Annotated in this window: 19 protein-coding genes; 6 read left to right on the plus strand and 13 right to left on the minus strand. The window is 62.8% G+C overall.

The genetic code is table 11. The features are described from left to right. The first annotated feature begins 58 nt into the window (after nucleotides 1–58). The 3 genes from JOZ06_RS07385 to JOZ06_RS07395 all read left to right on the plus strand — a co-directional run bounded on the left by JOZ06_RS07385 (nucleotide 59) and on the right by JOZ06_RS07395 (nucleotide 3683). On the plus strand, nucleotides 59–1060 hold the full coding sequence (locus tag JOZ06_RS07385) for a class 1 fructose-bisphosphatase (protein WP_293230714.1): 1002 nt from the start codon (nucleotides 59–61) through the stop codon (nucleotides 1058–1060). 148 nt (nucleotides 1061–1208) lie between these two features. Further along, nucleotides 1209–2015, plus strand: a complete 807-nt coding sequence (locus JOZ06_RS07390; protein ID WP_293230717.1) for a response regulator — start codon at nucleotides 1209–1211, stop codon at nucleotides 2013–2015. 360 nt (nucleotides 2016–2375) lie between these two features. Further along, entirely contained in the window at nucleotides 2376–3683 is a 1308-nt protein-coding gene (locus tag JOZ06_RS07395) for a DEAD/DEAH box helicase (RefSeq protein WP_293230720.1), read from the plus strand. A 65-nt stretch (nucleotides 3684–3748) separates the two neighbouring features. Here JOZ06_RS07395 and JOZ06_RS07400 read toward each other — a convergent pair whose 3' ends face one another. The 9 genes from JOZ06_RS07400 to JOZ06_RS07440 form a co-directional block, all read right to left on the minus strand. Continuing rightward, nucleotides 3749–4747: an aminotransferase class I/II-fold pyridoxal phosphate-dependent enzyme gene (locus JOZ06_RS07400; protein WP_293230723.1), complete on the minus strand. Its 999-nt coding sequence runs from the start codon at nucleotides 4745–4747 to the stop codon at nucleotides 3749–3751. A 119-nt stretch (nucleotides 4748–4866) separates the two neighbouring features. Then, nucleotides 4867–5865 carry a hypothetical protein gene (locus JOZ06_RS07405; protein ID WP_293230725.1) on the minus strand — a complete coding sequence of 333 codons (999 nt, stop codon included), beginning with the start codon at nucleotides 5863–5865 and terminating at the stop codon, nucleotides 4867–4869. A 54-nt stretch (nucleotides 5866–5919) separates the two neighbouring features. Further along, nucleotides 5920–6648: a pseudouridine synthase gene (locus JOZ06_RS07410; RefSeq protein ID WP_293230729.1), complete on the minus strand. Its 729-nt coding sequence runs from the start codon at nucleotides 6646–6648 to the stop codon at nucleotides 5920–5922. 105 nt (nucleotides 6649–6753) lie between these two features. Then, the gene (locus JOZ06_RS07415) at nucleotides 6754–7320 is read right to left on the minus strand and encodes a membrane integrity-associated transporter subunit PqiC (protein WP_293230731.1); all 567 of its coding nucleotides are present in this window, start codon (nucleotides 7318–7320) and stop codon (nucleotides 6754–6756) included. Further along, nucleotides 7317–8936, minus strand: coding sequence for an MlaD family protein (locus JOZ06_RS07420; protein ID WP_293230734.1), 1620 nt, complete (start codon nucleotides 8934–8936; stop codon nucleotides 7317–7319). The genes JOZ06_RS07415 and JOZ06_RS07420 overlap by 4 nt, the downstream gene beginning before the upstream one ends. After that, complete coding sequence (locus tag JOZ06_RS07425; RefSeq protein WP_293230738.1) at nucleotides 8933–9571, minus strand: paraquat-inducible protein A; 639 nt, start codon at nucleotides 9569–9571, stop codon at nucleotides 8933–8935. Before JOZ06_RS07425 ends, JOZ06_RS07420 begins: the two co-directional genes overlap by 4 nt. Further along, nucleotides 9544–10170 carry a paraquat-inducible protein A gene (locus tag JOZ06_RS07430; RefSeq protein ID WP_293230741.1) on the minus strand — a complete coding sequence of 209 codons (627 nt, stop codon included), beginning with the start codon at nucleotides 10168–10170 and terminating at the stop codon, nucleotides 9544–9546. Before JOZ06_RS07430 ends, JOZ06_RS07425 begins: the two co-directional genes overlap by 28 nt. Nucleotides 10171–10187: 17 nt before the next feature. After that, nucleotides 10188–10718 carry a FixH family protein gene (locus JOZ06_RS07435; protein WP_293230743.1) on the minus strand — a complete coding sequence of 177 codons (531 nt, stop codon included), beginning with the start codon at nucleotides 10716–10718 and terminating at the stop codon, nucleotides 10188–10190. Nucleotides 10719–10829: 111 nt separating this feature from the next. Then, nucleotides 10830–12119, minus strand: a complete 1290-nt coding sequence (locus JOZ06_RS07440) for an FAD-binding oxidoreductase (RefSeq protein ID WP_293230746.1) — start codon at nucleotides 12117–12119, stop codon at nucleotides 10830–10832. Between the two features lie 162 nt (nucleotides 12120–12281). Here JOZ06_RS07440 and JOZ06_RS07445 point away from each other — a divergent pair, with 162 nt between their 5' ends. Further along, nucleotides 12282–13661 carry an MFS transporter gene (locus JOZ06_RS07445; protein WP_293230749.1) on the plus strand — a complete coding sequence of 460 codons (1380 nt, stop codon included), beginning with the start codon at nucleotides 12282–12284 and terminating at the stop codon, nucleotides 13659–13661. Nucleotides 13662–13696: 35 nt separating this feature from the next. On the opposite strand, the gene JOZ06_RS07450 is transcribed toward JOZ06_RS07445, so the two are convergent. Both JOZ06_RS07450 and JOZ06_RS07455 read right to left on the minus strand, forming a co-directional pair. After that, nucleotides 13697–15505, minus strand: a complete 1809-nt coding sequence (locus tag JOZ06_RS07450; RefSeq protein ID WP_293230752.1) for a GGDEF domain-containing protein — start codon at nucleotides 15503–15505, stop codon at nucleotides 13697–13699. Between the two features lie 59 nt (nucleotides 15506–15564). Continuing rightward, nucleotides 15565–17385, minus strand: coding sequence for a patatin-like phospholipase family protein (locus JOZ06_RS07455; protein WP_293230754.1), 1821 nt, complete (start codon nucleotides 17383–17385; stop codon nucleotides 15565–15567). A gap of 190 nt (nucleotides 17386–17575) precedes the next feature. On the opposite strand from JOZ06_RS07455, the gene JOZ06_RS07460 reads away from it, so the two are divergent. Together JOZ06_RS07460 and JOZ06_RS07465 are read left to right on the plus strand one after the other, a co-directional pair. Then, nucleotides 17576–18364 carry an alpha/beta hydrolase gene (locus JOZ06_RS07460; protein ID WP_293230757.1) on the plus strand — a complete coding sequence of 263 codons (789 nt, stop codon included), beginning with the start codon at nucleotides 17576–17578 and terminating at the stop codon, nucleotides 18362–18364. A 21-nt stretch (nucleotides 18365–18385) separates the two neighbouring features. Further along, a complete protein-coding gene (locus JOZ06_RS07465; RefSeq protein ID WP_293230760.1) occupies nucleotides 18386–19174 on the plus strand; it encodes an enoyl-CoA hydratase-related protein in 789 nt (262 codons plus the stop codon). Nucleotides 19175–19227: 53 nt separating this feature from the next. On the opposite strand, the gene flgL is transcribed toward JOZ06_RS07465, so the two are convergent. Together flgL and flgK are read right to left on the minus strand one after the other, a co-directional pair. Further along, nucleotides 19228–20139, minus strand: a complete 912-nt coding sequence (gene flgL, locus JOZ06_RS07470; RefSeq protein WP_293230761.1) for a flagellar hook-associated protein FlgL — start codon at nucleotides 20137–20139, stop codon at nucleotides 19228–19230. Nucleotides 20140–20159: 20 nt separating this feature from the next. After that, nucleotides 20160–21968, minus strand: a complete 1809-nt coding sequence (flgK, locus tag JOZ06_RS07475) for a flagellar hook-associated protein FlgK (protein ID WP_293230763.1) — start codon at nucleotides 21966–21968, stop codon at nucleotides 20160–20162. Nucleotides 21969–22015: the final 47 nt, after the last annotated feature.

Here is a 22015-nt window from a genome sequence, read left to right on the forward strand (position 1 = left end):
CTGCGCTATAATCGGGGCCACACGGCATGTTTCCGCCGCGACAAAACTAAGGAATGCCATGAGCCGCATTACACTTTCCCGCTTTCTCATCGAGCAACAACGCAAGGCGGGCTCGCTGCCGCCCGATCTGCGCCTCCTGATTGAAACCATTGCCCGCGCTTGCAAGGCCATTAGCTTCGCCGTCAACAAGGGCGCACTGGCCGGCGTACTGGGCGAAGCGGGTACCGGCAACATCCAGGGTGAAGCACAGAAGAAGATGGACGTTATCGCCAACGACTATCTGCTCGACGCCAACGAATGGGGCGGCAACTTGGCGGCCATGGCATCCGAGGAAATGGAATTGCCGTATCACATCCCGGGCGAATACCCGAAGGGTGACTATCTGTTGCTGTTCGATCCGCTCGACGGCTCGTCCAATATCGACGTCAACATTTCCGTCGGCACCATTTTCTCCATTCTGCACAATCCGAACGGCAACCTGGCGCCGCGCGAAACCCATTTCCTGCAAAACGGCAATGCGCAGGTCGCCGCCGGCTATACCATTTATGGCCCGCAAACCATGTTCGTGCTCACCTTCGGCAACGGCGTGCATGGCTTCACCCTCGATCGCGAGCAGGGCAGCTTCGTCCTGACCCATCCCGATATGCGCGTTCCGGAAACGACCGGCGAATTTGCCATCAACATGTCGAACCAGCGCCACTGGGAAGCCCCCGTCAAGCGCTACGTCGAGGAGCTGTTGGCCGGCAAGACCGGGCCGCGCGGCCGCGACTTCAACATGCGCTGGATCGCCTCGATGGTGGCCGAAGTGCACCGCATCCTGACGCGCGGCGGCATCTTCATGTACCCGCGCGACGCGCGCGAGCCGGAAAAACCAGGGAAGCTGCGACTGATGTACGAAGGCAACCCGATGGCATTCGTCATCGAGCAGGCCGGCGGTCTGGCCACCAACGGCTATCAGCGCATCATGGACATTCAGCCGAGCGCGTTGCACGAACGCGTGGCGGTGTTCCTCGGCTCGCGCGAGGAAGTCGAAACCGTCTCCGCGTACCACCAATCCTAAGTCCGCTCCGCCTTCCGCCGGCCCGCAATCCGGGCCGGCACCCTCTTCTCTCGCCGGCCGCGACCATGACTTAAATCAGTATCGCGGTTGGCGCTTGCAGTATGCTGGTCTAAATTCATTTTAAAGCAAGCGATGAAGGGAACTGGCCATGCTGGAAGTGGAGAACTTAATTGCCGCGTTGGTCGAACCGTCGCACGTGCAGGCGCAAATCATCAAGGCCGCGCTGGCCGAACGCGGCATCGACCAGGTCACCGTGTATGAAAGCGGCGCCAAACTGTTCGACGCGCTCAGCACCAAACTACCCGACCTGATCTTCAGCGCGCTCTACTTGCCCGACATGACCGGCACCGATCTGGTCTACACGCTGCGCGACACGCCGGCCTGGGCGGATTTGCCCTACATCCTGATTTCCAGCGAAACCAACCCTTATTACCTCGACCCGGTCCGACAAGCGGGCACCATGGCCATCCTGCCCAAGCCTTTCACCCAAGCGCAGCTCACCATGGCATTGGAAAACACGCTGGATTTTCTCAATGCCGAGTCGCTCGATCTCGGTATCGATGTCGGCGCCGACTTCGCCGACCTCGCGGTCTTGCTGGTCGACGACAGCAGCACCGCGCGGCACCACATTCGCACCATCCTGGAAAAGATCGGCTTTGAAAAAATTTACGAAGCCAACAATGGCCTGGAAGCGGTGCCGATGCTTAACGCGCAGCTGTTCGACCTGGTTTTCACCGACTACAACATGCCGCAAATGGACGGCCGCGCGCTCGTCGAGTTTATCCGTAAGGAAAGCATGCAAAGTTCGGTGCCGATCATCATGGTGTCGAGCGAGGACAACCAAGGCCGGCTGTCCGCGGTGGAAGCCGCCGGGGTATCCGCGATTTGCGACAAACCCTTCGGCATTGAAGTGGTGCGCAAGCTGGCCGGCCAGCTGTTGGCCAACCGCGAATGAGGCGCCGCCGTGCGCAAATCGCGCACGGCTTTAACGCCAATGCGACACACACTATATAGAATCAAACACTTATAAAGCAATTTTTACCGTTTTACTTGCCAGACGGTTTTATTTAGCGTATCTTCCCTTTCCTTGCATTTCGCCGCGCATCTCGTTTCAAGCTTCTGCGCGGTGAACTCTGCTGTATTCATCGTCCCTAACCGTTTTCCAGGCTTCGTCCACGAGATGTCCCGCTCTAGGACCGTTGTTGTTCGCCGCTTGCCAGGTTGGTGCCGATGAGCCGCGCGGCTATTCAAACATCCAAGTGAAGCCGCACAACCGCCAAGTGACATCCGGACACCTCCGGATCGAAAGGACATCATGACGTTTTCCGAGCTGGGCGTTTCGCCCCTGATTCTCCGCGCCCTCGACGAGGCCGGCTATACCGAACCCACCCAGGTTCAAGCCGAAGCCATTCCCGCGGCGCTCGCGGGCGAAGATTTGTTGGTCTCGGCACAGACCGGCAGCGGCAAGACCGCGGCGTTTCTGCTGCCGTCGCTAGTCAAACTCGCCCAACGCTCCGCCGCGTCCGGCAAAGGCCCGCGCGTACTCGTGCTGACGCCGACGCGCGAATTGGCGCAGCAAGTTGAGAAGAACGCCACCGAATACGGCACGCACCTGCGCTGGCTGCGCACCGTGTGCCTGGTCGGCGGCGCCTCCTTCGGTTATCAAGTCCGCGCCATGGCGCGTCCGGTCGACATCATGGTCGCCACCCCGGGCCGCTTGATGGACCACATGCGCCAGGGCCGCGTCGATTTCTCGCGCCTGGAAGTGCTGGTGCTCGACGAAGCCGACCGCATGCTGGACATGGGCTTCATCGAAGACATCGAAACCATCGTGCGCGCCACACCGGAGTCTCGTCAGACGTTGATGTTCTCCGCCACGCTCGACGGCGTGGTCGGCAAGCTGGCGGCCAAATTGACCCGCAATGCCCGCCGCGTCGAAATCGCGCGCGCGGAAAGCGGCGGCAACATCGAGGAGCACTTGCTCTACGCCGACAATACGGCCCACAAGGATCGCCTGCTCGATCACGTGCTGCGCGAAGCCGGCTTTGATCAGGCCGTGATTTTCACCGCCACCAAGATCGGCGCCGAGGAATTGGCCGACAAGCTGTCCGACCAAGGCTTCTCCGCCGCCTGCCTGCATGGCGACATGCCGCAGAACTGGCGCAACCGCACGCTGAACGATCTGCGCCGCGGCCGCATCAAGGTGCTGGTCGCCACGGACGTCGCCGCGCGCGGCATCGACGTGCCGACCATCGACCTGGTGGTCAACTACGACCTGCCCAAACAAGCGGAAGACTATGTGCACCGCATTGGCCGCACAGGCCGCGCCGGTCGCGACGGGGTTGCCATCACCTTGTCGGAAACCAAGGAATTCCACCGCGTGCGCCGCATCGAGCAATACCTGAAGCGCCGCATCACCGAAGGCGTCATCGAGGGCCTGGAGCCGACCCGCCGCCCGCAAAAGAGCGGTAACGGTCAGCGACGCAACGGCAACGGCGGCAACAACGGACAGCGTCGCCAGCATGGCCAAGGCAACAGCGGCTACGGCGGCCCGCGCAAGTCAGGCAGTGGCAGCGGCAGCGGCTACAACAAGCGCGCGCCGCGCCAACAAAGCGCCGGCTAAGACTTTGTCACCAGAAAAAACGCCACGTGAACCATGTGGCGTTTTTTTATTGCATGCCGGCATCTTCAACCGCAAACGCTTCGCAGCAGCGTCAGGTACGCCTGCACCGACGCAAAACAATCGACGCTGACCCGACACCAGCTGGACAGTTCGCCTTGAGGAAATGCCAGCCGCACGCTCTGCTCATGCAACCGTGCGCGAAAAACCGAAAGGTCGCACGGCACCTCGTGCAGGACAAAATTCGTCGGTCCGTGACGCGTCGCGATCCCCAGTTCGGACAACCCCTCCAACAGCGCCGAACGCGCCACCTCAAGCAAAAAGCGCGAGTGCTCCAGCCAGGCGGCATCCTCCAGCGCGTCGCACGCCGCCATGACCCCCGGCAGATTCATCCCGGTGGCCAGCGGCACGCGCAATTGCGCCGCCAGACGGGCATTGCGCGTTACCGCATAGCCGACGCGCAAACCGGCCATGCCATAGGCCTTGGAAAATGAACGCAACACCAGCAGATTGCGCGGCAGCGCGCTTTGCCGACGGATCAGCGAGCGCTGGCCGTGGTCGGGCATGAATTCGATATAGGCTTCGTCGATGATGAAAAAGACGCGCGGTCCCGACTGGGTGATCCAATGTAGCAACGACTCGCGCGGCAAGACCTCGCCCGAATAACAATCCGGATTGCTCAAATAGACCACCGCGTCGCCTTGATGCTGCTCGACCCGCTGGCGCAAGCGGGGCAAATCGATCCGTCCGTCCGCCGTTGGCCCGACCGGATAGGCCTTGAGCGGCGAGGGAAAAGCCAATACCGGCGCATACACCGGCAACGGATGGAACAACGTGGCTCGGCCCGACTGCAACCGGTCCGCCAGAACGGCGAGCAGCACGCTGGTCGAGCCGGCGCCAAGCAGCACACGCTCCGGCGACTGCCCGTGAACATTGGCCAGCGCCTGTTGCAAGCGCCAAGTCTCCTGTTCTGGATAACGCCAGCTTGCGCGGCTCGCGCCAATCATTTGCGCGCGCGTCGCAGGGGCCAGGCCAAGGCGGTTTTCGTTCCGATCCAGCAAGAGCATGACTTCCCCGGTAAAAATGACAGGGGTGTCATCATGGCGATATCCGGCGGGCCGGAACAGCGAACCGCCGAGGAAACACTTAAATCTTACCCAATTAGCAGAATATTCTTACACAAACCCTATTCCGCCATCGTACTGCGCATGAGTTCATCCATGGCCCGACGGTCAATCCGCACCGGCAGCACCACTTGGCGCATCGGTTCGCCGGCGGAAAGATGCAGCGTCTCCATACAGATCTCTGTACCCGCATCCTCGCCCTGCCCCGTCCGCAAGACGCCCATGCGGTCGAGGCATAGCGTCTCCTTTTCCAGGCGGAAATAATCCTGGGGATGGGTCAGCATGTGCGCCACCAATTCCAACAGGCCGCTCAACTCGGTCACGCCACGGAGCTCGGTCAACCGCGTCTGAGCGGCCGCCTGCCGCGCCAGCAACCCGGCTTGATCGTGCGGCAACGGATCGTCGGCGGGCATGGCGTCGATGAGCAAGGCTTCGGGATGCGCCAGCGAGGCCAGCCGCAGACGTATACGCGTCAACTCGCTCTCCAGTTCGCTGCGCTCCTGGGTCAGCAACGACAACCGGCGGGCAATGACATGCGCAATCATGTCTTGTCCGCGCAGCACCGCCTGCGCGCGCAGCGCGTCCCAGGAAGCCGCGGGCAGCACCACGCGCTGATGATCGAAGCTCACCACGACCTGGGGCACGTCGCCGCGCAATTCGCCATTGTGGCTTTCCAGCCCGTAGCGTTGCGTATCGGTGCGCTGCATCACCAACAGCGCCACCGCTTCGTCGCCGAGAGAGGGGGTGTGAAAAAAGGCCAACAGCGACTCGCTGCGCGCGAGCGCCGCCCGAAGACTGGCAGGAGAAGAGAAAAACAAACCGATACGGCGATCGAGCGTAAAGGACAACAGCGACAGCGCCATCGGCGCGGGCCAGTCGCGGACGAGCGACGCGACGTAATCCCTGCTGATACGCACACCGGGCAGCAGCGCCTTGCGAAATCCAGGCAGTAGCGCGAGCCGCGCATCCGTCGCCGCCACCACCCGGTCGATCGCTTGCGCCTCGTCGGCGCTTGGCACCGCGCCGGTTTGGAATACCTTGCGTATCAGCCCGCCCAGCATTGCTTGCCCATCCGAAAAGGCCGCTAGAGCGCGGCCCGCCGCCGCGCCACCCTGTCAAAACGATTCGTCGTCGCGCAGATAGCGCCATTGCCCCGGCGGCAGATTGCCGAGCATGATCTTGCCGATGCGCACCCGCTTCAAACCCGTTACCCGCAGGCCAACCAGTTCACACATACGCCGGATCTGCCGCTTCTTTCCCTGACGCAGGACAAACCGCAGCTGATCTTCATTTTGCCAGCCGACTTCCGCCGGCATCAGGGGCTCGTCATCCAGCGACAAGCCATGGTTGAGCAGCGCCAGGCCATTGGGAATCAGCTGGCCGGTCACCCGCACCAAATATTCCTTTTCCACCTGGGAGTTCTCGCCGATCAACTGCTTGGCAATACGCCCATCCTGAGTCAGCACCAGCAAACCCACCGAATCGATATCCAGCCGACCGGCCGGCGCCAACCCTTTCAAATGCCCGGGCGTAAAGCGCTGGCGAGCAGTGTCGCCCACCCAGCGGCTGCTGCCGGTGACAAGCGTCACCGCCGGCGGGTACCCCTTCTCCGCCTGGCCGGACACATAACCGACCGGCTTGTTGAGCAGGATCGTCACGCGTGCCGACTGCGCGGCGCGCGCGCGCGCGTCCACCTCGATCTTCTGATGCGGCAGCACCTTCAGCCCGAGTACGGCCACCTCCCCATCGACCTTGACCCACCCTTGCTCAATATAGCTGTCGGCCTCGCGGCGCGAACAAACACCCAACTCGGCAAGGCGTTTGGAAAGACGTACCGGTTCCATCTGAACTCCCAACAATAAAGGCGACCCGTGACGCCGACAGGATCGCCTTTCTTACAATCGAATAGGCCCGTATTGTAAGAGATTGGCGCCAGGAACAAAACAGCTTCAAGGTGAAATCGTATTGAGAGACGCGGCCATGGCCGCCGCCAGATCGGTCAGCGCCTGATCGTGCGCCGCCACGAGCGCGGCGGCGTCGCCACCGTGCAAGGGCTCCTCGCGCGTCAGCGAACCCGAGGCCAGCACCCGGCCGTCACGCAGCACGCGCCAACTGGCATCGAGCCGCAAGCTGTCCGCGCCGGCGGTCAAGTCGCGCACGTCGAGCGTCACCAGCCAATCGGCGGCATAGGGCATCGTCGACGGCCAGGCGCGCGCCTGGCCCCAGCGCAGATCCGCGCCAATGCCTTGCGCCAACGCCGCGGCAATCAACTGCGGCAGCGGCGCCGCCCACTCGGCGCGCGCGAGCAGCACCACCCGCCCACTGGCATCGGTACGCACAAGCTCGGGCCGGTCGAGCCACGGCGGTAGCGACACCGGCCCCACCTGCAGCACGGGTCCAGCGGCGGGATGACCGCCAGCTACGTCGCCATGCGTTTGCAAGCGATAATAGTCCACCGGCGCCGAGGCGCAGGCCGACAACAGCAGGCAACACAGCAAGACCCGCACGAAGGTCATGGCGCATCTCCAGGTTTCCCTCGCAGCAAGGCCTCAGGGTGGCGCTGCAGGGTATCGGACAAGTGACGGACGCTCTGCGCCGCAGCGGCCACTTGGCGTGCGGCATCGCGCAAATCTTGCTGTAGCGGCGCATCCGGGCGCAACGATTGACGCGCGCTATCCAGTGTTTGCTGCAGCGCTTGCAGCGTGTTCAACAATTGCGGCAACCCCTGGCCGCGCACGTCGCTCATCAGTCCGTCGGCTTGGTGCAAGGCGCCATCGAGCGTGTGCAACGTGCGGCGCGTATCGGCCGACAAGACGTCCAGCTGCATGCGGTCGATGCTGCGGGCGATGCGGGTCAGACTATGTTGCAGCTCGCTCGTGTCGCCAGCCATGCTGGGCAGGAGCGCCACGCCGCCGACATGCGTCAGCGCTGCGGGCGCCGCATCGGGGAAATAGTCGAGCGCCACATACAGTTGCCCCGTCAGCAGGCTGGCCGTGCGCAACTGGGCGCGCAAGCCCTTGGCCACAGCCCGCGCCACCTGCGCGTCGTCCAGCCGCTGCGCGACCGGACGGCCGCCCGCCGCCGCGGTGAGCCGGCCCGGGTAGATCTGCATGCCGACCAGCATTTGCGGGCGGCCGATGGTCGTGGAGGCATCCAACGCAATGCTGGCGACTTCGCCGATGACCAGGCCGCGGAAATCCACCGGCGCCCCCACCGCCAGCCCGCGCACCGAATCGCTGAAGCGAACCAGAATGCGTTTGACGTCCGCCTCGCCGCTACGCAACGCCTGCTCATGATCGCGCGCCAGCACAAACAAGTGGTCCGACGCTGCTTCCGGCGCCTGCGCGTCGATATCCGGCGTGTCGAACGCGACACCGCCCAGGGTGGCCGCCACCAGCGATTGCGTCGCCAACTTGATACCCGTGGCGTCGAGACTGACGTCGATCCCGCTGGCATGCCAGAAGCGGCTATTGCCGGTCACATAGCGGTCGTAGGGCTGGTTGACGAACACGGTGACGGCCACGCTGCGGCCATCCGGCGTCAGGCGATAACCGACCACCTGACCAACCGGCACGCGCCGAAACAAGACGGGCGAACCGACCTCCAGCGAACCCAGATCCTCCGCATCCAAGGTGAACTGCCGGCCAGGCCTGTCGCCGCTGACGATCGGCGCCTCGGTAAGCCCGGTGAACGTGTCGCTGGATCGCGTCGAGTGCCCGACGTCCATGGCGATGTACGAGCCCGACAACAAGGTATCCAACCCGGAAACCGTGCCGCCGCTGATTCGCGGCCGGACAACCCAAAACCGGCTGTCGGTCACGAGATAAGGCGCGGCCTCGCGCACCAACCGGGCTTCGACCAAAATATGACGCCGGTCGGGACTGAGCGTGACCGACGTCACCTCGCCGATGTCCACGTCCTTGAATTTGATGCGTGTCTTGCCCGCTTCCAGCCCCTGGCCGGAATCGAAGGCAATGGTGATCGCCGGCCCGCGCGACAGCGCCGCCGAAACCACCAGCCATCCGCCGATGAGCGCCGCCACCAACGGGACGAGCCAAACCAGCGAGGGGTGGAAACGCCGCCGCGGCGACACGCGGGCATCCGGCAGATCGTTCATCGGCGGTTCAGTCATGCACGGTCCTCCTCGGCGGCGTCCCAAATCAAGCGGGGGTCGAAGGCATGCGCGGAGAGCATGGTCAACACCACCACGGCGGCAAAGGCCAGCGCGCCCGGTCCGGCCTGTATCATCGCCAAGCTCTGCCATTGCACCAAGGCAACCAACAGCGCCACCACGTAGATATCCAACATCGACCACGGCCCCACCGCTTCCAGCAGGCGATAGAGCCGCGTGCGCTGCAACGGCGCCCAGCGCCAGCGAAAATGGACAGATAGCATCAGAAAGCTCAGACAGAGAATTTTCAGCAAAGGCACCAGGATGCTGGCGATGAACACCACCAGCGCCAACGGCCAGGAGCCGTCCAACCATAGGTACACCACGCCGCTGAGAATGGTATTGTCCTGCCGGCCGAACAGCGTGCGCGTTTCCATGATCGGCAGCACGTTGGCCGGGATGTAGCACAGCGTGGCGGCAACGAGCCACGCCCAGGCTCGGCTCAAGCTGTCGGGCTTGCGCACCGCCAGCGATGTGCCGCAGCACGGACACGCCAGCGTTCTCGCGCCGTCATGACGGGTCGTTTGACCACAGACCGGACAGGACAGCAGACGGAGCGTCGTGCCTGCTAGGCTGTTTTCAGCGCGCGGCAACATGCCCATAACCCCTCGGAATCGAATTGGCTGGCATTGAGCGCCAACAAGAGAATCAACACGCAAAAAGCCCACAGACCTTGGCCGATGACGACGTCCGCCAAATGCGCGAGCTTGACCAGCGCCACCAGAACGCCCATCAGAAAGACTTCCGCCATGCCCCACGGATGCAAATAATGCAAGACGCGCAAAATGCGTTCGAAGCCGGGCGGCGCCCTACGCCACAATGGGGGAAACAACAGATAGCCGAGCACCAGCAGCTCCGCCAACGGCACGAACCACGCGGTGGCGATCACCAGAAAGGCGACGGGCGCCATGCCCTGCCGCCAGAGTGCCAACGCCGCGCCGACGAGCGTCGTGGCGGTCCGCGCGCCTTGCGCGCTCATGACGACCAAGGGGAAGACATTGGCAAGAACGAACACCACAAGCCCTGTCAGCACCAGCGCGGCGCGCGCCTGCAGACTCATGCCCGGACCGCGCTGAAGCACCGCGCCACAGCGTGCGCACTGCGCACGCTCTCCGCGGGAGGGCTTGCCGCGACGTTGCACCAGGTCGCAATCGTGGCAAACCACCAAGGCCGGTACCTTCTCGATGTCGCCCATGCGCCGTGCGCCTTGCGTCAGTTTTGCGCTTCGCGCATATCCGTCGGTGTCAACGCGGTTTGGCTGCCCTCGTCGCGGTTCCATTCGCCCGACAAGCTCCAGCGCTTGTCCTGCGGCGTCAGCGTCAGATCCCAACGCGTGGCGCTGGTCGGTTTGAGTTCACCGCTGTAATGGCCCGGAGAGCCCGCCACCAGCGTGAGCGTTTGATCCAGGGTGGCGATGGTCGGGTGCGAGAGCTGCAGCGTCAATACGGGCGGCAGCGGTTCGGCGCCGCGGGCTGTCAACGTCAGCGAAACGCTCGTTCCCTGCAAAGTGAGTTGGCCGGACAGTCCCATTTGCTGCGCGGCCTTGCCCGCGTCGATCACCGAGTTGATCGCCTGGCCCGCGGCATAATACTGCTCTTGCACCATCGGATCGGCGCCATGCGTGGCGATGTAGGCGAAATAACTGCCCACACAGATCGAGGCAAAGGGAATCGACATCAGGAGCCATGGCCAACGCTGCCGGTACCATGGCGTCGTGTGCTGGGCTTGGATCGTGTTCTTCATGGTTTCTCCGCCAACATTAAAGTTTGCTGTCGATTATCCGTCATATCCCTACAGCATGGAAAGTCGCAACCACAATAATAGGAGGGATACTGCCACGACAGACTTCAGCGGTTACAAGTAATCCATCAGCCGGTAATACAGCATGCCCAACGCCAATGCCGGCGCAGCAAACCGCGTGCCCCCCGGGAACGGCCGATGGCGCAAGCGGGAAAACAGCTCCAGACGCGTGCTTTCCTGCGCGATGGCCTCAGCCAGCATCTTGCCGGCGATGCCGGTAATGTTGACGCCATGGCCGGAGAAACCTTGCAAATAGTAGATCGACTTGTCCAGTCGGCCAAAATCCGGCGCCCGGCTCATCGTGATGTCGACGAAACCGCCCCAGGCGTAGTCGATACGGACATCGGCAAGCTGCGGGAACACCCGCAGCATGTCTTGCCGCATGGCCTGCCCCAGCTGACGCGGTTCGCGGCCGGTGTAGCTGACCTTGCCGCCGAACAGCACGCGCTGATCCGCCGACAGCCGATAATAGTCGAGCACGAAGTTGCTGTCGCACACGGCCATGTTGTTGGCGATGAGCGAGCGAGCCCGCGCCGGACCCAACGGCTCGGTGGCGATGACGTAGGTCCCCACCGGCATGATGCGCGACGCCAATTCCGGCGCCAAACGACCGCCGAACACGTTGCACGCCAGCACCAGATGCTGACAGCTGACGGTGCCGCTCGCCGTAACCGCCTGCGGAGACGGTGCACGCACGATGGACTGCACCGGCGTGTTCTCGAAAATCGTCACACCGGCCGCTTCGGCTGCGCGCGCTAGACCCAGCGTGTAGTTCAGCGGGTGCAAATGCCCCGCCAGCGGATCGTACAAGCCGCCGACGTAGCGCTCGCTGGCCAGTTCGCCGCGCAGACGGTCCCGCTCCCAGAAATCGTACTGACGATACCCGTAGCGGGTCTCCGCTTCCCGCTGCCAGGCGGCGAGCGCGCGCAGCTGACGCGGCTTGACCGCCACGGTGCAATAGCCGCGCGTCCAATCACAGTCGATCGCGTGCTGTTTCACGCGCGCGTCGATGATTTCCACCGCCTCGACCGACATATCCCAGAAAGCCCGGGCATACTCGTCGCCCGCCTGGCGGCGCAAAGTATCCATATCGCAGGCGAAGCCGCTGATCACCTGCCCGCCGTTGCGGCCCGAGGCGGCGAATCCAATCTGCGACCCCTCCAGCAATCCCACTTTGAAGCCGCGCTCGGCCAAATTCAGCGCGGTCGACACCCCTGCCAGGCCGCCGCCGATCACGCAGACGTCAAAACGGGCATCGCCATCCAGCGGCGGCCGCGTCACCCAGGGCGTGGCGGTGGCGGCGTAATAAGAATCGACGTGAGGCTGGCGGGCGCATTGCAGCATAAAGACCTTTCGCTGATCGATGGGTGTCTAAAAAGATTAGCGCATGCTTAATATTTTTGACAACAGCATAAAATAACTTTGCACACGGTTTTCACATTGCCAAACCCGCACGGCAAGCTCAGACTGTGCGCCTGCCGTCAGAAAACACTTACATAGTCATCCATGCTCGTCCCGCTGATCGTCGCTTGCGCCATGCTGATGGAAAGTATGGACGCCACCGTCATTACCACATCGTTGCCCGCGATCGCCCACGAACTCGGCTATAGCCCCGTGACCTTGAAGCTCGCGCTGACGGCCTACGTCGCGGGACTCGGCATTTTCATTCCGATCAGCGGCTGGATGGCCGACCGCTTCGGCGCGCGCCGCGTATTCAGCGCGGCGATCGTGGTCTTCATGGCGGGGTCGCTCGGCTGCGCCGTATCGCAGACGCTGACGGGCTTCGTGCTGGCACGGTTTCTACAGGGGATCGGCGGGGCCATGATGGTGCCGGTGGGACGGATCGTCATTTTCCGCACGGTACCCAAATCGGAATTGATCCGTGCCATCGGCTACCTGACCATTCCCGCGCTGTTGGGACCGGTGATCGGCCCGCCGGTCGGCGGCTTCATCACCACGTATTTCGACTGGCGCTGGATCTTTCTGATCAATCTGCCATTGAGCGGGCTGGGGCTGTGGCTATCGAGCCGCTATCTGCAGGCCTGGCGCGAGGAAAACTGTCCGCCGCTCGATTGGCCCGGCTTCTTGCTGTCGGGAATAGGCAGCGCGCTGGCGATGCTCGGGCTCGCGCTGGTCGGCACCGGCCTCGTGCCCGCGCCTTGGATAGGGTTGTTATGCGCCGGCGGCGCGGCACTGCTTATCGGCTATTGGCGCCATGCGGAACGGACCGAGGAGCCCTTGCTGGACCTGCGCCTCTTGCGCATCCCCACCCTGCGCGCCAGTGTGCTCGGCGGGTCGTTCTTTCGGCTGGGACTCGGCGCCACGCCCTTTCTGCTGCCGTTATCGCTACAGGTGGGTATGGGACACAACGCCTTCGTCGCCGGGCTGGTCACCTGCGCCTCCGCCGTCGGCGCCATCACGATGAAAACCATTGCCGCGGCGGTGTTGCAGCGCTTCGGCTACCGGCGGGTGATGATGGTCAATGCCTGTTTGAGCGCTTTGGTGCTGGCGGGCTACGGCCTGTTCACCGCCGCCACGCCGCTGTGGCTGATGATGGCCGTGGTACTGTTCGGCGGGCTGTTCCCCTCGCTGCAGTTCACTTGCCTCAACACGATCATCTATGCGGATATCACCGATCAGGACATCAGTAAGGCGACCAGCCTGACCAGCGTCATGCAGCAATTGTCGTTGGGGCTGGGGGTCACCATCGCCGGCCTGGTGCTGGAGGGCAGCAGCCGGCTGCAAGGTCACGCGACGCTCGTCAGCGGCGACTTCTGGCCGGCGTTCGTCATCATCGGCCTGTTTTCCCTGCTGTCGGTATTGCCGACGCGGCGGCTGCCCGCCCATGCCGGACACACGTTGACGGCACAAGCGGAGCAAGGCTGAGACGCGGGCGGCCGAGGGTCGTTTGCGAACGGCCCTCAATCCGCCACGGTGAAGGGCATCCCCGGCTGACGCCGTTCGATGAATAGGCTGCTGCCGCTCTGCTTTTTAGCCATCTTCTTCGCCTCGGCGGCGGCGGCGCCGATTTCCACATGGCTGCGGAATTGCCCGGGCAACACCTTGAGCACGCCCACGGACAACGACGTCAGCGGGAAAAACGTCATTTCGCCGCGGCGATCGGCCAGATAAAACCCCTGCTCGCTCAAATGCTCAGGAGAAAAATAATAGGGCACGGCCTGGTCGAACGCGGACAACACCTTGCGCAGCCGATGCTCCCAGTCCGCGCACTGCATGAGCACCACAAAATCGTCGCCGCCGACATGGCCGACGAAATCGACGGACTCGTCCACCTCCTCGGAAAGAATGTTCGCCACCAGCTCGATCAGCTCGTCGCCCGCGGCATAGCCATACAGATCGTTGAAGGGCTTGAAATGATCCAGATCGGCATAGGCCACGACGAATGCCTGGCTGGTATCGATCAGCCGGTCGATGGCCTCGTTGATCGGCACGTTGCCGGGCAGGCCGGTGAGCGGGTTGGCATAGCGCGCGGCGCTGATCTGCATGTCGGTGATCTTGCGCATCAGATCGTAGCAAGTGCCCATGCCAAGATAAGCGCCATCCTCCGTCAGGATGAAGCCATCGGCCAGATAATCCTTGCCCCCGGCCAAGACCAGCGAAGACAACGTAGTGATATCGGTATCGGCGGACGCGATGAGCGGGTGCTTTTCCATCATCACGGTACAGCTTTTCTTGCCATACAGCTCGCGGTTGAACGGGCGGGCAAAGCTTTCCAGAAAGTGATTGCGCCGCAGCAAACCGACCGGGCGCCCCGCATCCACCACCGGAATGGCAAAGCAGTCCTGATCCTCGGCAAACAGCCGGTAGGCCGTTTCGTTGGTGTCCACCGTCGTGAGCGGTGCCACCTCGATCAGCAGATCGCGGGCGACAATCTGGCGCGCGCTGGCGCGCTGGCGCTCCCCGCTCCAGACAATACCGCCGATCGAATGCTGCGACGGCGTGTCCGGCGCGGTTTCCGGCCGGGCAATCAAATAGCCCTGTCCGTATTTGACGCCCAAATTGCGCAGCAGGCGCAATTCGGCGGCCGATTCGATCCCCTCGGCGATCAACAGCGTGCCGGCCTGGCGCGCCATGTCGACCATCGAGCGCACGAACTGCTCTTTAAACGGATCGCGCTGGATGTTCTGCACGAAATGCTTGTCGAGTTTGACGAAGTCCGGCCGCAGCTCCGACCACAAACGCAGGTTGGAATAACCTTCGCCCAGATCGTCGAGCGCAATGTGAAAACCGCTGCGGCGGTAATAGTCCACCGCCTCGCGCAGCGCATCGTAGCTGGAGAATGGCAGCGTTTCGGTCAATTCGATGACGATGCGTTCCGGCTCGAGCCCGATCTGCTTCAGATAGGCCAAGGTGCGTCCCGGACGATGATCCGGCGACAACAGCGACTCGGGATTGATATTGAGGAACAGCCGGGCCGGCAATTGCAGCTCGGCAAAACGTTCCATGGTGACGCGTCGGCAGCATTGGTCGAGCTGGACCGACCGACCGCAGTGCGCCGCCTGCCGAAACAGATCGGCCGGCATATGCAACAAGCTGTCAGCCGGACCGCGAATCAACCCCTCGTACCCCAACGTGACGCCGCTATGCAAGTCGACGATCGGTTGATAGACCGGGAAAAGGCGACGCTCTCGGATAATGCTGTCGAGCTCGTCGCAGCTGACTTCCTCGCAAAGCGCCGATTTCATTTCCGCGGTTAATGACATATTCATCAAAACCTAACCCATTAGAAATCGGTTTCAGACTCTATGCCTAAAAAGTGACAACCAAGTTACATGTCGTCATTTCCTGCCGTTTGTTGCGCAAAGGTCGTCACTCCGCTCCAGATATGGCCGCGCCCTTGACGCAGACGACGAATCTCCTCGATCCACCGCTCGGCTTGACGCACCGCATCGTGGTGCCGCCAGCGGCGGATAACGTCCGCGCGATGCTGTCCCAACAGGCTCTCCAGTTCGTGTTGCAACGCCGGCAATGTCGACAGGCGCGCGAGCCGGCGCGCCGCGGGATAAGGCCATTGCCGTTCGATCTCCCATGTCAGGCGGCGCACGACCCGGCGTTCCTGATCGACCAGCCATCCCCGCTCCAGCCGGCTGCGCGCCGCCGGCGGACGAAAGAGCGCCAGATCGAGCGTTTGCCGCGCGGCGCGGCAGGATAACCGGTGCAAGCGATCGAAGAGATAGCGCCGTCGGTCGGCATCATCGCCATCGTCCAACGGCACCAATAGCGCCTCCAGATGATGCCACCCCATGCTCCCCGCAGGCGACTGGCAGACCTCGCGCAAGGCCGCTGCGACGCGCTCGCGCAACATCGCGGCCGACGCCAGCGCCTCGTGTTCCCTCCCAGCCAAACCATGCCGAAGCAGACGGGAAAAATCCGCGTCACGCATCGCCAACAAAGCCTGGAACACGCTATCGTAGTCGCGCCACTCCCGCGTCCGCCGGTAGCCGCGCCAGAACCGCGCCACCGCCAGGCGCGCGCTGTCACGGAGCCAGCCCCGCTCCTCTTGGCGCAAAGTGAGGCGCGTGGTCGCCGTCGTGTAATCGCCCTGCGGCAAACGTAGCGGAATCTGCACCACTTGCCGGCCGGTCACCGGCCGAGCCAGTTGAGCACGCAGCCACGCCGACGCCGTCGCCGATGCGGTGCCGCTCGCCCAGTCGAATAACTTCCCCAACCATGCTTGCAGCCAGCGCCGTTTTGACGGCGGCTCAAACAGGAACACCAGCTCGCCGCCATCGGGAAACGCGGTCAGCGCATCGGCCGGCGCGAGCAAGCTCGGGCTTGGCGTATTCAACGTGCAGCCCCCATCGAAGTAGTCGCCCGGCGCGGTGGGTACATCCAGCCAAACAGGGCGAAACAGAAACGGCAAAGCGCACGAGGCCTGCACCGCGCGGGCGATTTCCACATCCGGCGCGCTCACGGCGTCGAGGATGCGCCACTGCGGCAAAGCGCCCCGCCGCGCCCGAAACGATACCGAGCAGGCAAAGCGCTTCAACGCAGGCACCCAGAGACTCGCCTCGGCCAACAGAAGAAAAGTCAGCGGCTCATCCTGCCGGCCCACCCGCTGCCGTAGCCGTGAGACCACGCAATAACCCGCGGTCCGCGACGCGGCGCGTGCGAGCCAATCGTCCAGGCGCGCCAACAAGGCGGCCCGGCTGTGATGGCGGACCAGTTCGTATAATGGCTTGCCGCTGCCGAAGAGACGGAACAGCCAAACCGGTAATCGATGCAGGCTGACCGGCGTGTCGAGCGGATCGCCCTTGCCGGCCAGCAACGCCTGCAAGTCCACGCGGTCGATCAACGCCGTCAGCGCATGGGCCGACATGCCGCAGGCCAATAAAGCGCCCACCGCCGCGCCGGCCGACGCCCCCCACACCTCCCGGATACCCGGCAGCACGCGCCGGCGCGCCAGTGCCGCGATCGCGCCGGCATAGGCCACGCCTTTGGCGCCGCCGCCCGACAGGACCAGCGTTCTGAGCGGCGCGGGCCGGCGCGCCACCCGGCAACGTCCGTCCATCCCAAACAGGCTCAACCGTGCCGGCCCCAGATTGACCACCAGCGGCGCGGCCACGCCCTTGTCGATGAACCGCCGCATACGCTCCCTCCAGAAACTTGGCGGGAGCGATTACAGCAGGGGCCACGACGGCGCACTTGCACAAACCGATCAGGGCCGTTCAAACCGCGCGGCATATCCTGCCGGCGCTGACGCGGTATCTGCCTATTAAGAAAAATGACATTTGCACCATCTATAGTTATTCTGCTCCGAGGAGGCCAAGGAGAGCGCCATGCCGCACCATCAAGTCGACGGACACGCGATTTACTACGAATTGAGCGGCCGGGGAGAGAAAACCCTGGTGCTGTTCAATGGCATCACCATGTCGACCGTGGCTTGGACCTTCATGCTGCCGGTCTTGGAGGCGCACTACCGTCTGCTGCGCTTGGATTTTCTCGGCCAAGGCGAGAGCAGTAAGCCGCCGCAAGCGTTTTATCCGCTCGAAACGCAAGCCGACATGGCCCTGGCGGTATTGGATGCGCTGGAAATTGAAACCTGCTATCTGGTTGGGTTGTCGTACGGCGGGATGGTGGCGCAGCACTTCGCTCGGCGCCATCAGGCGCGCATCGAGAAATTGCTGCTGGCCGCCACGCTCACCTGGTCCGATAGCGTCAACGCCGCCATGTGCGACAGCTGGATCGCGGCGCATGACGCCGGCGGCTTCGATCTGGGTTATCAGATCAGTATTCCGTGGCTATTTTCCAGCCGGTTTCTGGCCGCTCAGGCGGCCATGCTGCCGGAGCTCAAGCGCATCGCTTCGCTGGCCGACTGGCCCAGCGTGGTACGGTTATTGGCCGGCGTCAAATTACACGATGCGCGCACTTGGCTCGACACGCTGCAGCGGCCGACGCACATCATCGTTGGCACGGAGGATCGCCTGACGCCACGCTATCAGGCCGAACTGCTCCGCGAACGCATCACCGGCGCGACGCTCGCGCTGCTGCCAGGTGCCGGCCACGTATTGCACTTGGAAGCGCCAGAGGCTTTTTGCCGTGCCGTTACCGGCTTTTGTCCACCTTGAAAATGCATTGATAACAAGATCATGAGCCAATCCATCCTGTTGAGCGTCGACGAACGTGGCGTCGCCACCCTCACCCTGAACCGGCCGGAGTGCCATAACGCCATCGATCACGATTGCGCCAATCTGCTGACCGCGCACTTGCAAACGCTGGCGGACGACGCCGAGATCCGCGCGGTCATCCTCACCGGCAACGGCATCAGCTTTTCCGCCGGGCATGACATCGCTGCCATGCGCCGCCTGGCCGAAGCCGACGAAGAAGGTATCCGCGCCATTGTGCGCGAGTACGCGGCCCTGCTCGGCACGCTCGACCACTACGGCAAACCGACCATCGCCCGTGTGCAGGGCGCCGCGTTCGGTTTCGGCATCGGCCTGATCGCTTGCTGCGATTTCGCCATCGGCGTTACCGATGCGTTGTTCGGCTTCTCCGAAGTGCGCCAAGGCGTCACCACCGGCGTGGCCATGCCCTATATCGTGCGCGCCATCGGTCCGCGCGCCGCGCGCCGTTACATGATCGGCAGCGAACGCTTCAATGCCGGCAAGGCCAAACGTCTGGGCTTATTGCACCAAGATGTCTCCGCCCTTCTGCTCGACCGCACGGTGGAACAGCTGGTGCGACAATTGCTGCTCAATGGCCCGCAGGCGATGCGCGAAACAAAACGGTTGATTCACGACATCAGCCACAGCCCCCTCGACAGCCAGCTGATGGCGCGCATGGAGGAAAGCTCGCTATTGATCCGCACCAGCGACGAGGGCCGCGAGGGTATCCTGGCTTTCATCGAGCACCGCGCGCCGCATTGGGCGAAAGATTAGGGGTTGTCACGCGACAACCCCATTGATCATGCATTGCCTACGGCGAATGCGCGCTACTGAATGTAATTGAACAGCGACAGCTGAGTCACCTTGGTATAGGTGAGCTGGCTGTACTGCAGCGAGGTCTGCGCCATGGTGAAATTGCTGATCGCCTGGGGCATGTCGAGATTCTGCAAATCGCCGATCGCGGTCTGGTACTGCACGCCCAGCGTCTGATTGGAACTCAAGGTGTTGTTATTTTCCTGCTCCGCGGCGCCCACCGAGGCCTGCGACGTCAGGAGCTGCTGCTGCGCGTTGTCCAGGTTCGACATGATGGTGTCGAGCTGCGTCTGGTAGTTGGCGGGCTTCGGGTTTTGACCCAACAGCGTGCTGAACGACTGCATCGCGTTGAGCAAGGCGGCCGGGTCGGTGGAATTGCCGAACACCTGCGAGCCGTCGAGCGACACCGGCAGCGACCGCGTATCGGTCACTTGCACCCGGCGTTGGCCGGAATCGCCGTTGTAGACGTATTGCGTGCCGTTGAAGGAAAACGGCGGATTGCCGATCTTGTTGCCGCCCATCAAATAATCGCCGCGACCATCGGTGGCGTTGGCATAGTTGGCCATTTCGGTGACGTCCTGGCTTACCTGCTGTTGCATCATCTGCAATTGCGTGGCGGTAATGCTGCCATTGCCGGCCTGCACCACCAGCGACTTCATGCTGGCGATCAGGTTGGACGCGTTGCCGATCGACGTGTCGATCATCCCCAGCTGCGACTTGACGTTTTGGCTATTGCTGATGAATTGCGTATTGCGCCCGCTCGACTGGTTGAGCTGGACGATCTGCGTCGACGCCACCGGATCGTCGGAGGGGTTGTTGACCCGCTGTTGGGTATCGAGCTGTTCCTGCAGATTCTGAATCGTCTGCTGCAGGTTATCCATGTCGAAAGTGCCAGTGGCGTATTTGGAGTAGCTACTAATCTGCATGATTCATATCCCTCTATCCATCAGCCCATTTGCAGGATTTGCTGGAACAGCGTTTGCGCCACGCTGATCACCTTGCTCGACGCTTGATAGGCCTGCTGGTAGCGAATCAAATCCGCCGCCTCCTGGTCGAGGTTGACGCCGGAAAAATTCGACTTGGCCAGCGTGGTTTGCTGCAAATTGGTGCTAGCGGCGGAATTGGCCGACTGGACGGCGCTGGTATTGTTGCCGACGACGCTGACCGCCGAGGCGTACGCATCGGAGAACGATTGCAGCCCGGTCGTCGAGCCATTGCGGTTCGGATCCACCACCGCCTTGGTTTGTAAATTAAGCATTTGCAGCAGGTTGCTGTTGTCGCCGCTGCCCATGGCCGCCGCGGTGTTCGGCGTGATGGTGAAGCTCGCGCTGTTGGGCATCTGCGCCGACAGCGTGAAGGCAACGCCAAGATCGGCGCCGGCGGAGGTCACCAGCTTGTAACCGTTCTGCTGCGTCGGATCGACCACCACGTTGTAAGGACTGCCCGCGGCCCCCGGACCGCCGTTCACCGTCGCGGTAATGGCGCCGGCGGCACTGGAGGTGACGACGATGCTCGTCATCCCGTTCGAGCCCAAAGTCGGGTTCTGGCTGATCTGCGGCGCCCCGGCGGCGGTGGCCGCGGTCCAGCCATAAGACCCCGGCAGCGTCGCCGAAACGCTGGATACGCCGATGCCGGTATTGCCGCCGGCGGTATAGGTCATCGTACCCGCTTGCATGTCCGACGCCGCGGCGATGGCGCGCGGGTCGCCGGTCAACAGCTGCATGTTGGCGACGGCGTTTTGCGGCTGGCTGGCAAACGAGGTCAGATCGGTGAACATGTTGGTGCCGGCGTTGCCGTTCTGATCCAAGCCCAGCTTCGACTGGTAGTTCATCGACGTGGTGAAGTCGATAGCGATATTGCCCAGTGTCTGCTGCGTCTGCAGCAGCGTACTGTCGCGGAAGGTCAGCAAGCCCCCCAGCGAGCCGCCGGAGAACAGATTATCCGGCATCAGCGTGTTTGTGCCGTTGGGGTTCGGCTGGATGATGTCGACGTTGGCCGGGTTGGTGGCATTGGCCTGGGTCGACAACGGCATCGTCGTCACCCCTTGCACCAGCGTCTGGCCATTGCCGATGAATACGTCGTAAGTGCCGTTGGATTCCTGTACATAGGTGGCGCCGACGAGCTTATTCAAATCGTTCATCGCCTGATCGCGTTGATCGAGCAAGTCGTTTGGCTGATTGCTGGCGCCGGCCGGCGCCAGCGCCGAGATCTGCTGGTTGAGGCTGGCGATGGTCTTGGCCAGGGTATTGATCTGCGTGACCGTCGAGGTGATCTGGGTATTGGTGCCCTGCTGAATCTGCGTCAGACGGTTGTTGATCGATTGAAACTGCGTCACCAGCGCCTGGGCGCTGGAGAGCACGTTCTGCCGGCTTGGCGACGATGCCGGGCTTTGCGACATCGTCTGCATGCTGGTGAAGAAATTCTGCAGACTCTGACTCAGACCGGCGGTGGAGCTGCCGATGATATTGTCGACCTGATTGAGCTGGCTGAGTTGCGACGAGTAATAGCTGCTGGTCGACTGCGCCGACAGGACTTGATCGCTCAAATACTTGTTGTACTGACGGGTGACCGAGTCGACGGAAACGCCCATGCCGATAAAATCGGAGCCGAGTTCTTGCGGCACCAAAGCGGATTGCTGCACCGTCTGGCGCGTATAGCCAGAGGTGTTGGCATTCGCAATGTTATGGCTCACGGTGGCCAACGCAACGTTCGCGGCGTTGAGACCCGTCAGACCAATGTTGAAAATATCCGCCATGGTAATCCTCCAACCATCTTATCGGCCCAAAGCGACCGAGCTTGAGA

Origin of the sequence: Paludibacterium sp. (assembly GCF_019232825.1) — a bacterium.
In the GTDB taxonomy this organism is placed as follows: Bacteria; Pseudomonadota; Gammaproteobacteria; order Burkholderiales; family Chromobacteriaceae; genus Paludibacterium.

Coding starts and splice junctions, on each gene's coding strand:
- JOZ06_RS07385 (WP_293230714.1), top strand. CDS start 59: ATGAGCCGCATTACACTTTCCCGCTTTCTCATCGAGCAACAACGCAAG.
- JOZ06_RS07390 (WP_293230717.1), top strand. CDS start 1,209: ATGCTGGAAGTGGAGAACTTAATTGCCGCGTTGGTCGAACCGTCGCAC.
- JOZ06_RS07395 (WP_293230720.1), top strand. CDS start 2,376: ATGACGTTTTCCGAGCTGGGCGTTTCGCCCCTGATTCTCCGCGCCCTC.
- JOZ06_RS07400 (WP_293230723.1), bottom strand. CDS start 4,747: ATGCTCTTGCTGGATCGGAACGAAAACCGCCTTGGCCTGGCCCCTGCG.
- JOZ06_RS07405 (WP_293230725.1), bottom strand. CDS start 5,865: ATGCTGGGCGGGCTGATACGCAAGGTATTCCAAACCGGCGCGGTGCCA.
- JOZ06_RS07410 (WP_293230729.1), bottom strand. CDS start 6,648: ATGGAACCGGTACGTCTTTCCAAACGCCTTGCCGAGTTGGGTGTTTGT.
- JOZ06_RS07415 (WP_293230731.1), bottom strand. CDS start 7,320: ATGACCTTCGTGCGGGTCTTGCTGTGTTGCCTGCTGTTGTCGGCCTGC.
- JOZ06_RS07420 (WP_293230734.1), bottom strand. CDS start 8,936: ATGACTGAACCGCCGATGAACGATCTGCCGGATGCCCGCGTGTCGCCG.
- JOZ06_RS07425 (WP_293230738.1), bottom strand. CDS start 9,571: ATGTTGCCGCGCGCTGAAAACAGCCTAGCAGGCACGACGCTCCGTCTG.
- JOZ06_RS07430 (WP_293230741.1), bottom strand. CDS start 10,170: ATGGGCGACATCGAGAAGGTACCGGCCTTGGTGGTTTGCCACGATTGC.
- JOZ06_RS07435 (WP_293230743.1), bottom strand. CDS start 10,718: ATGAAGAACACGATCCAAGCCCAGCACACGACGCCATGGTACCGGCAG.
- JOZ06_RS07440 (WP_293230746.1), bottom strand. CDS start 12,119: ATGCTGCAATGCGCCCGCCAGCCTCACGTCGATTCTTATTACGCCGCC.
- JOZ06_RS07445 (WP_293230749.1), top strand. CDS start 12,282: ATGCTCGTCCCGCTGATCGTCGCTTGCGCCATGCTGATGGAAAGTATG.
- JOZ06_RS07450 (WP_293230752.1), bottom strand. CDS start 15,505: ATGAATATGTCATTAACCGCGGAAATGAAATCGGCGCTTTGCGAGGAA.
- JOZ06_RS07455 (WP_293230754.1), bottom strand. CDS start 17,385: ATGCGGCGGTTCATCGACAAGGGCGTGGCCGCGCCGCTGGTGGTCAAT.
- JOZ06_RS07460 (WP_293230757.1), top strand. CDS start 17,576: ATGCCGCACCATCAAGTCGACGGACACGCGATTTACTACGAATTGAGC.
- JOZ06_RS07465 (WP_293230760.1), top strand. CDS start 18,386: ATGAGCCAATCCATCCTGTTGAGCGTCGACGAACGTGGCGTCGCCACC.
- flgL (WP_293230761.1), bottom strand. CDS start 20,139: ATGCAGATTAGTAGCTACTCCAAATACGCCACTGGCACTTTCGACATG.
- flgK (WP_293230763.1), bottom strand. CDS start 21,968: ATGGCGGATATTTTCAACATTGGTCTGACGGGTCTCAACGCCGCGAAC.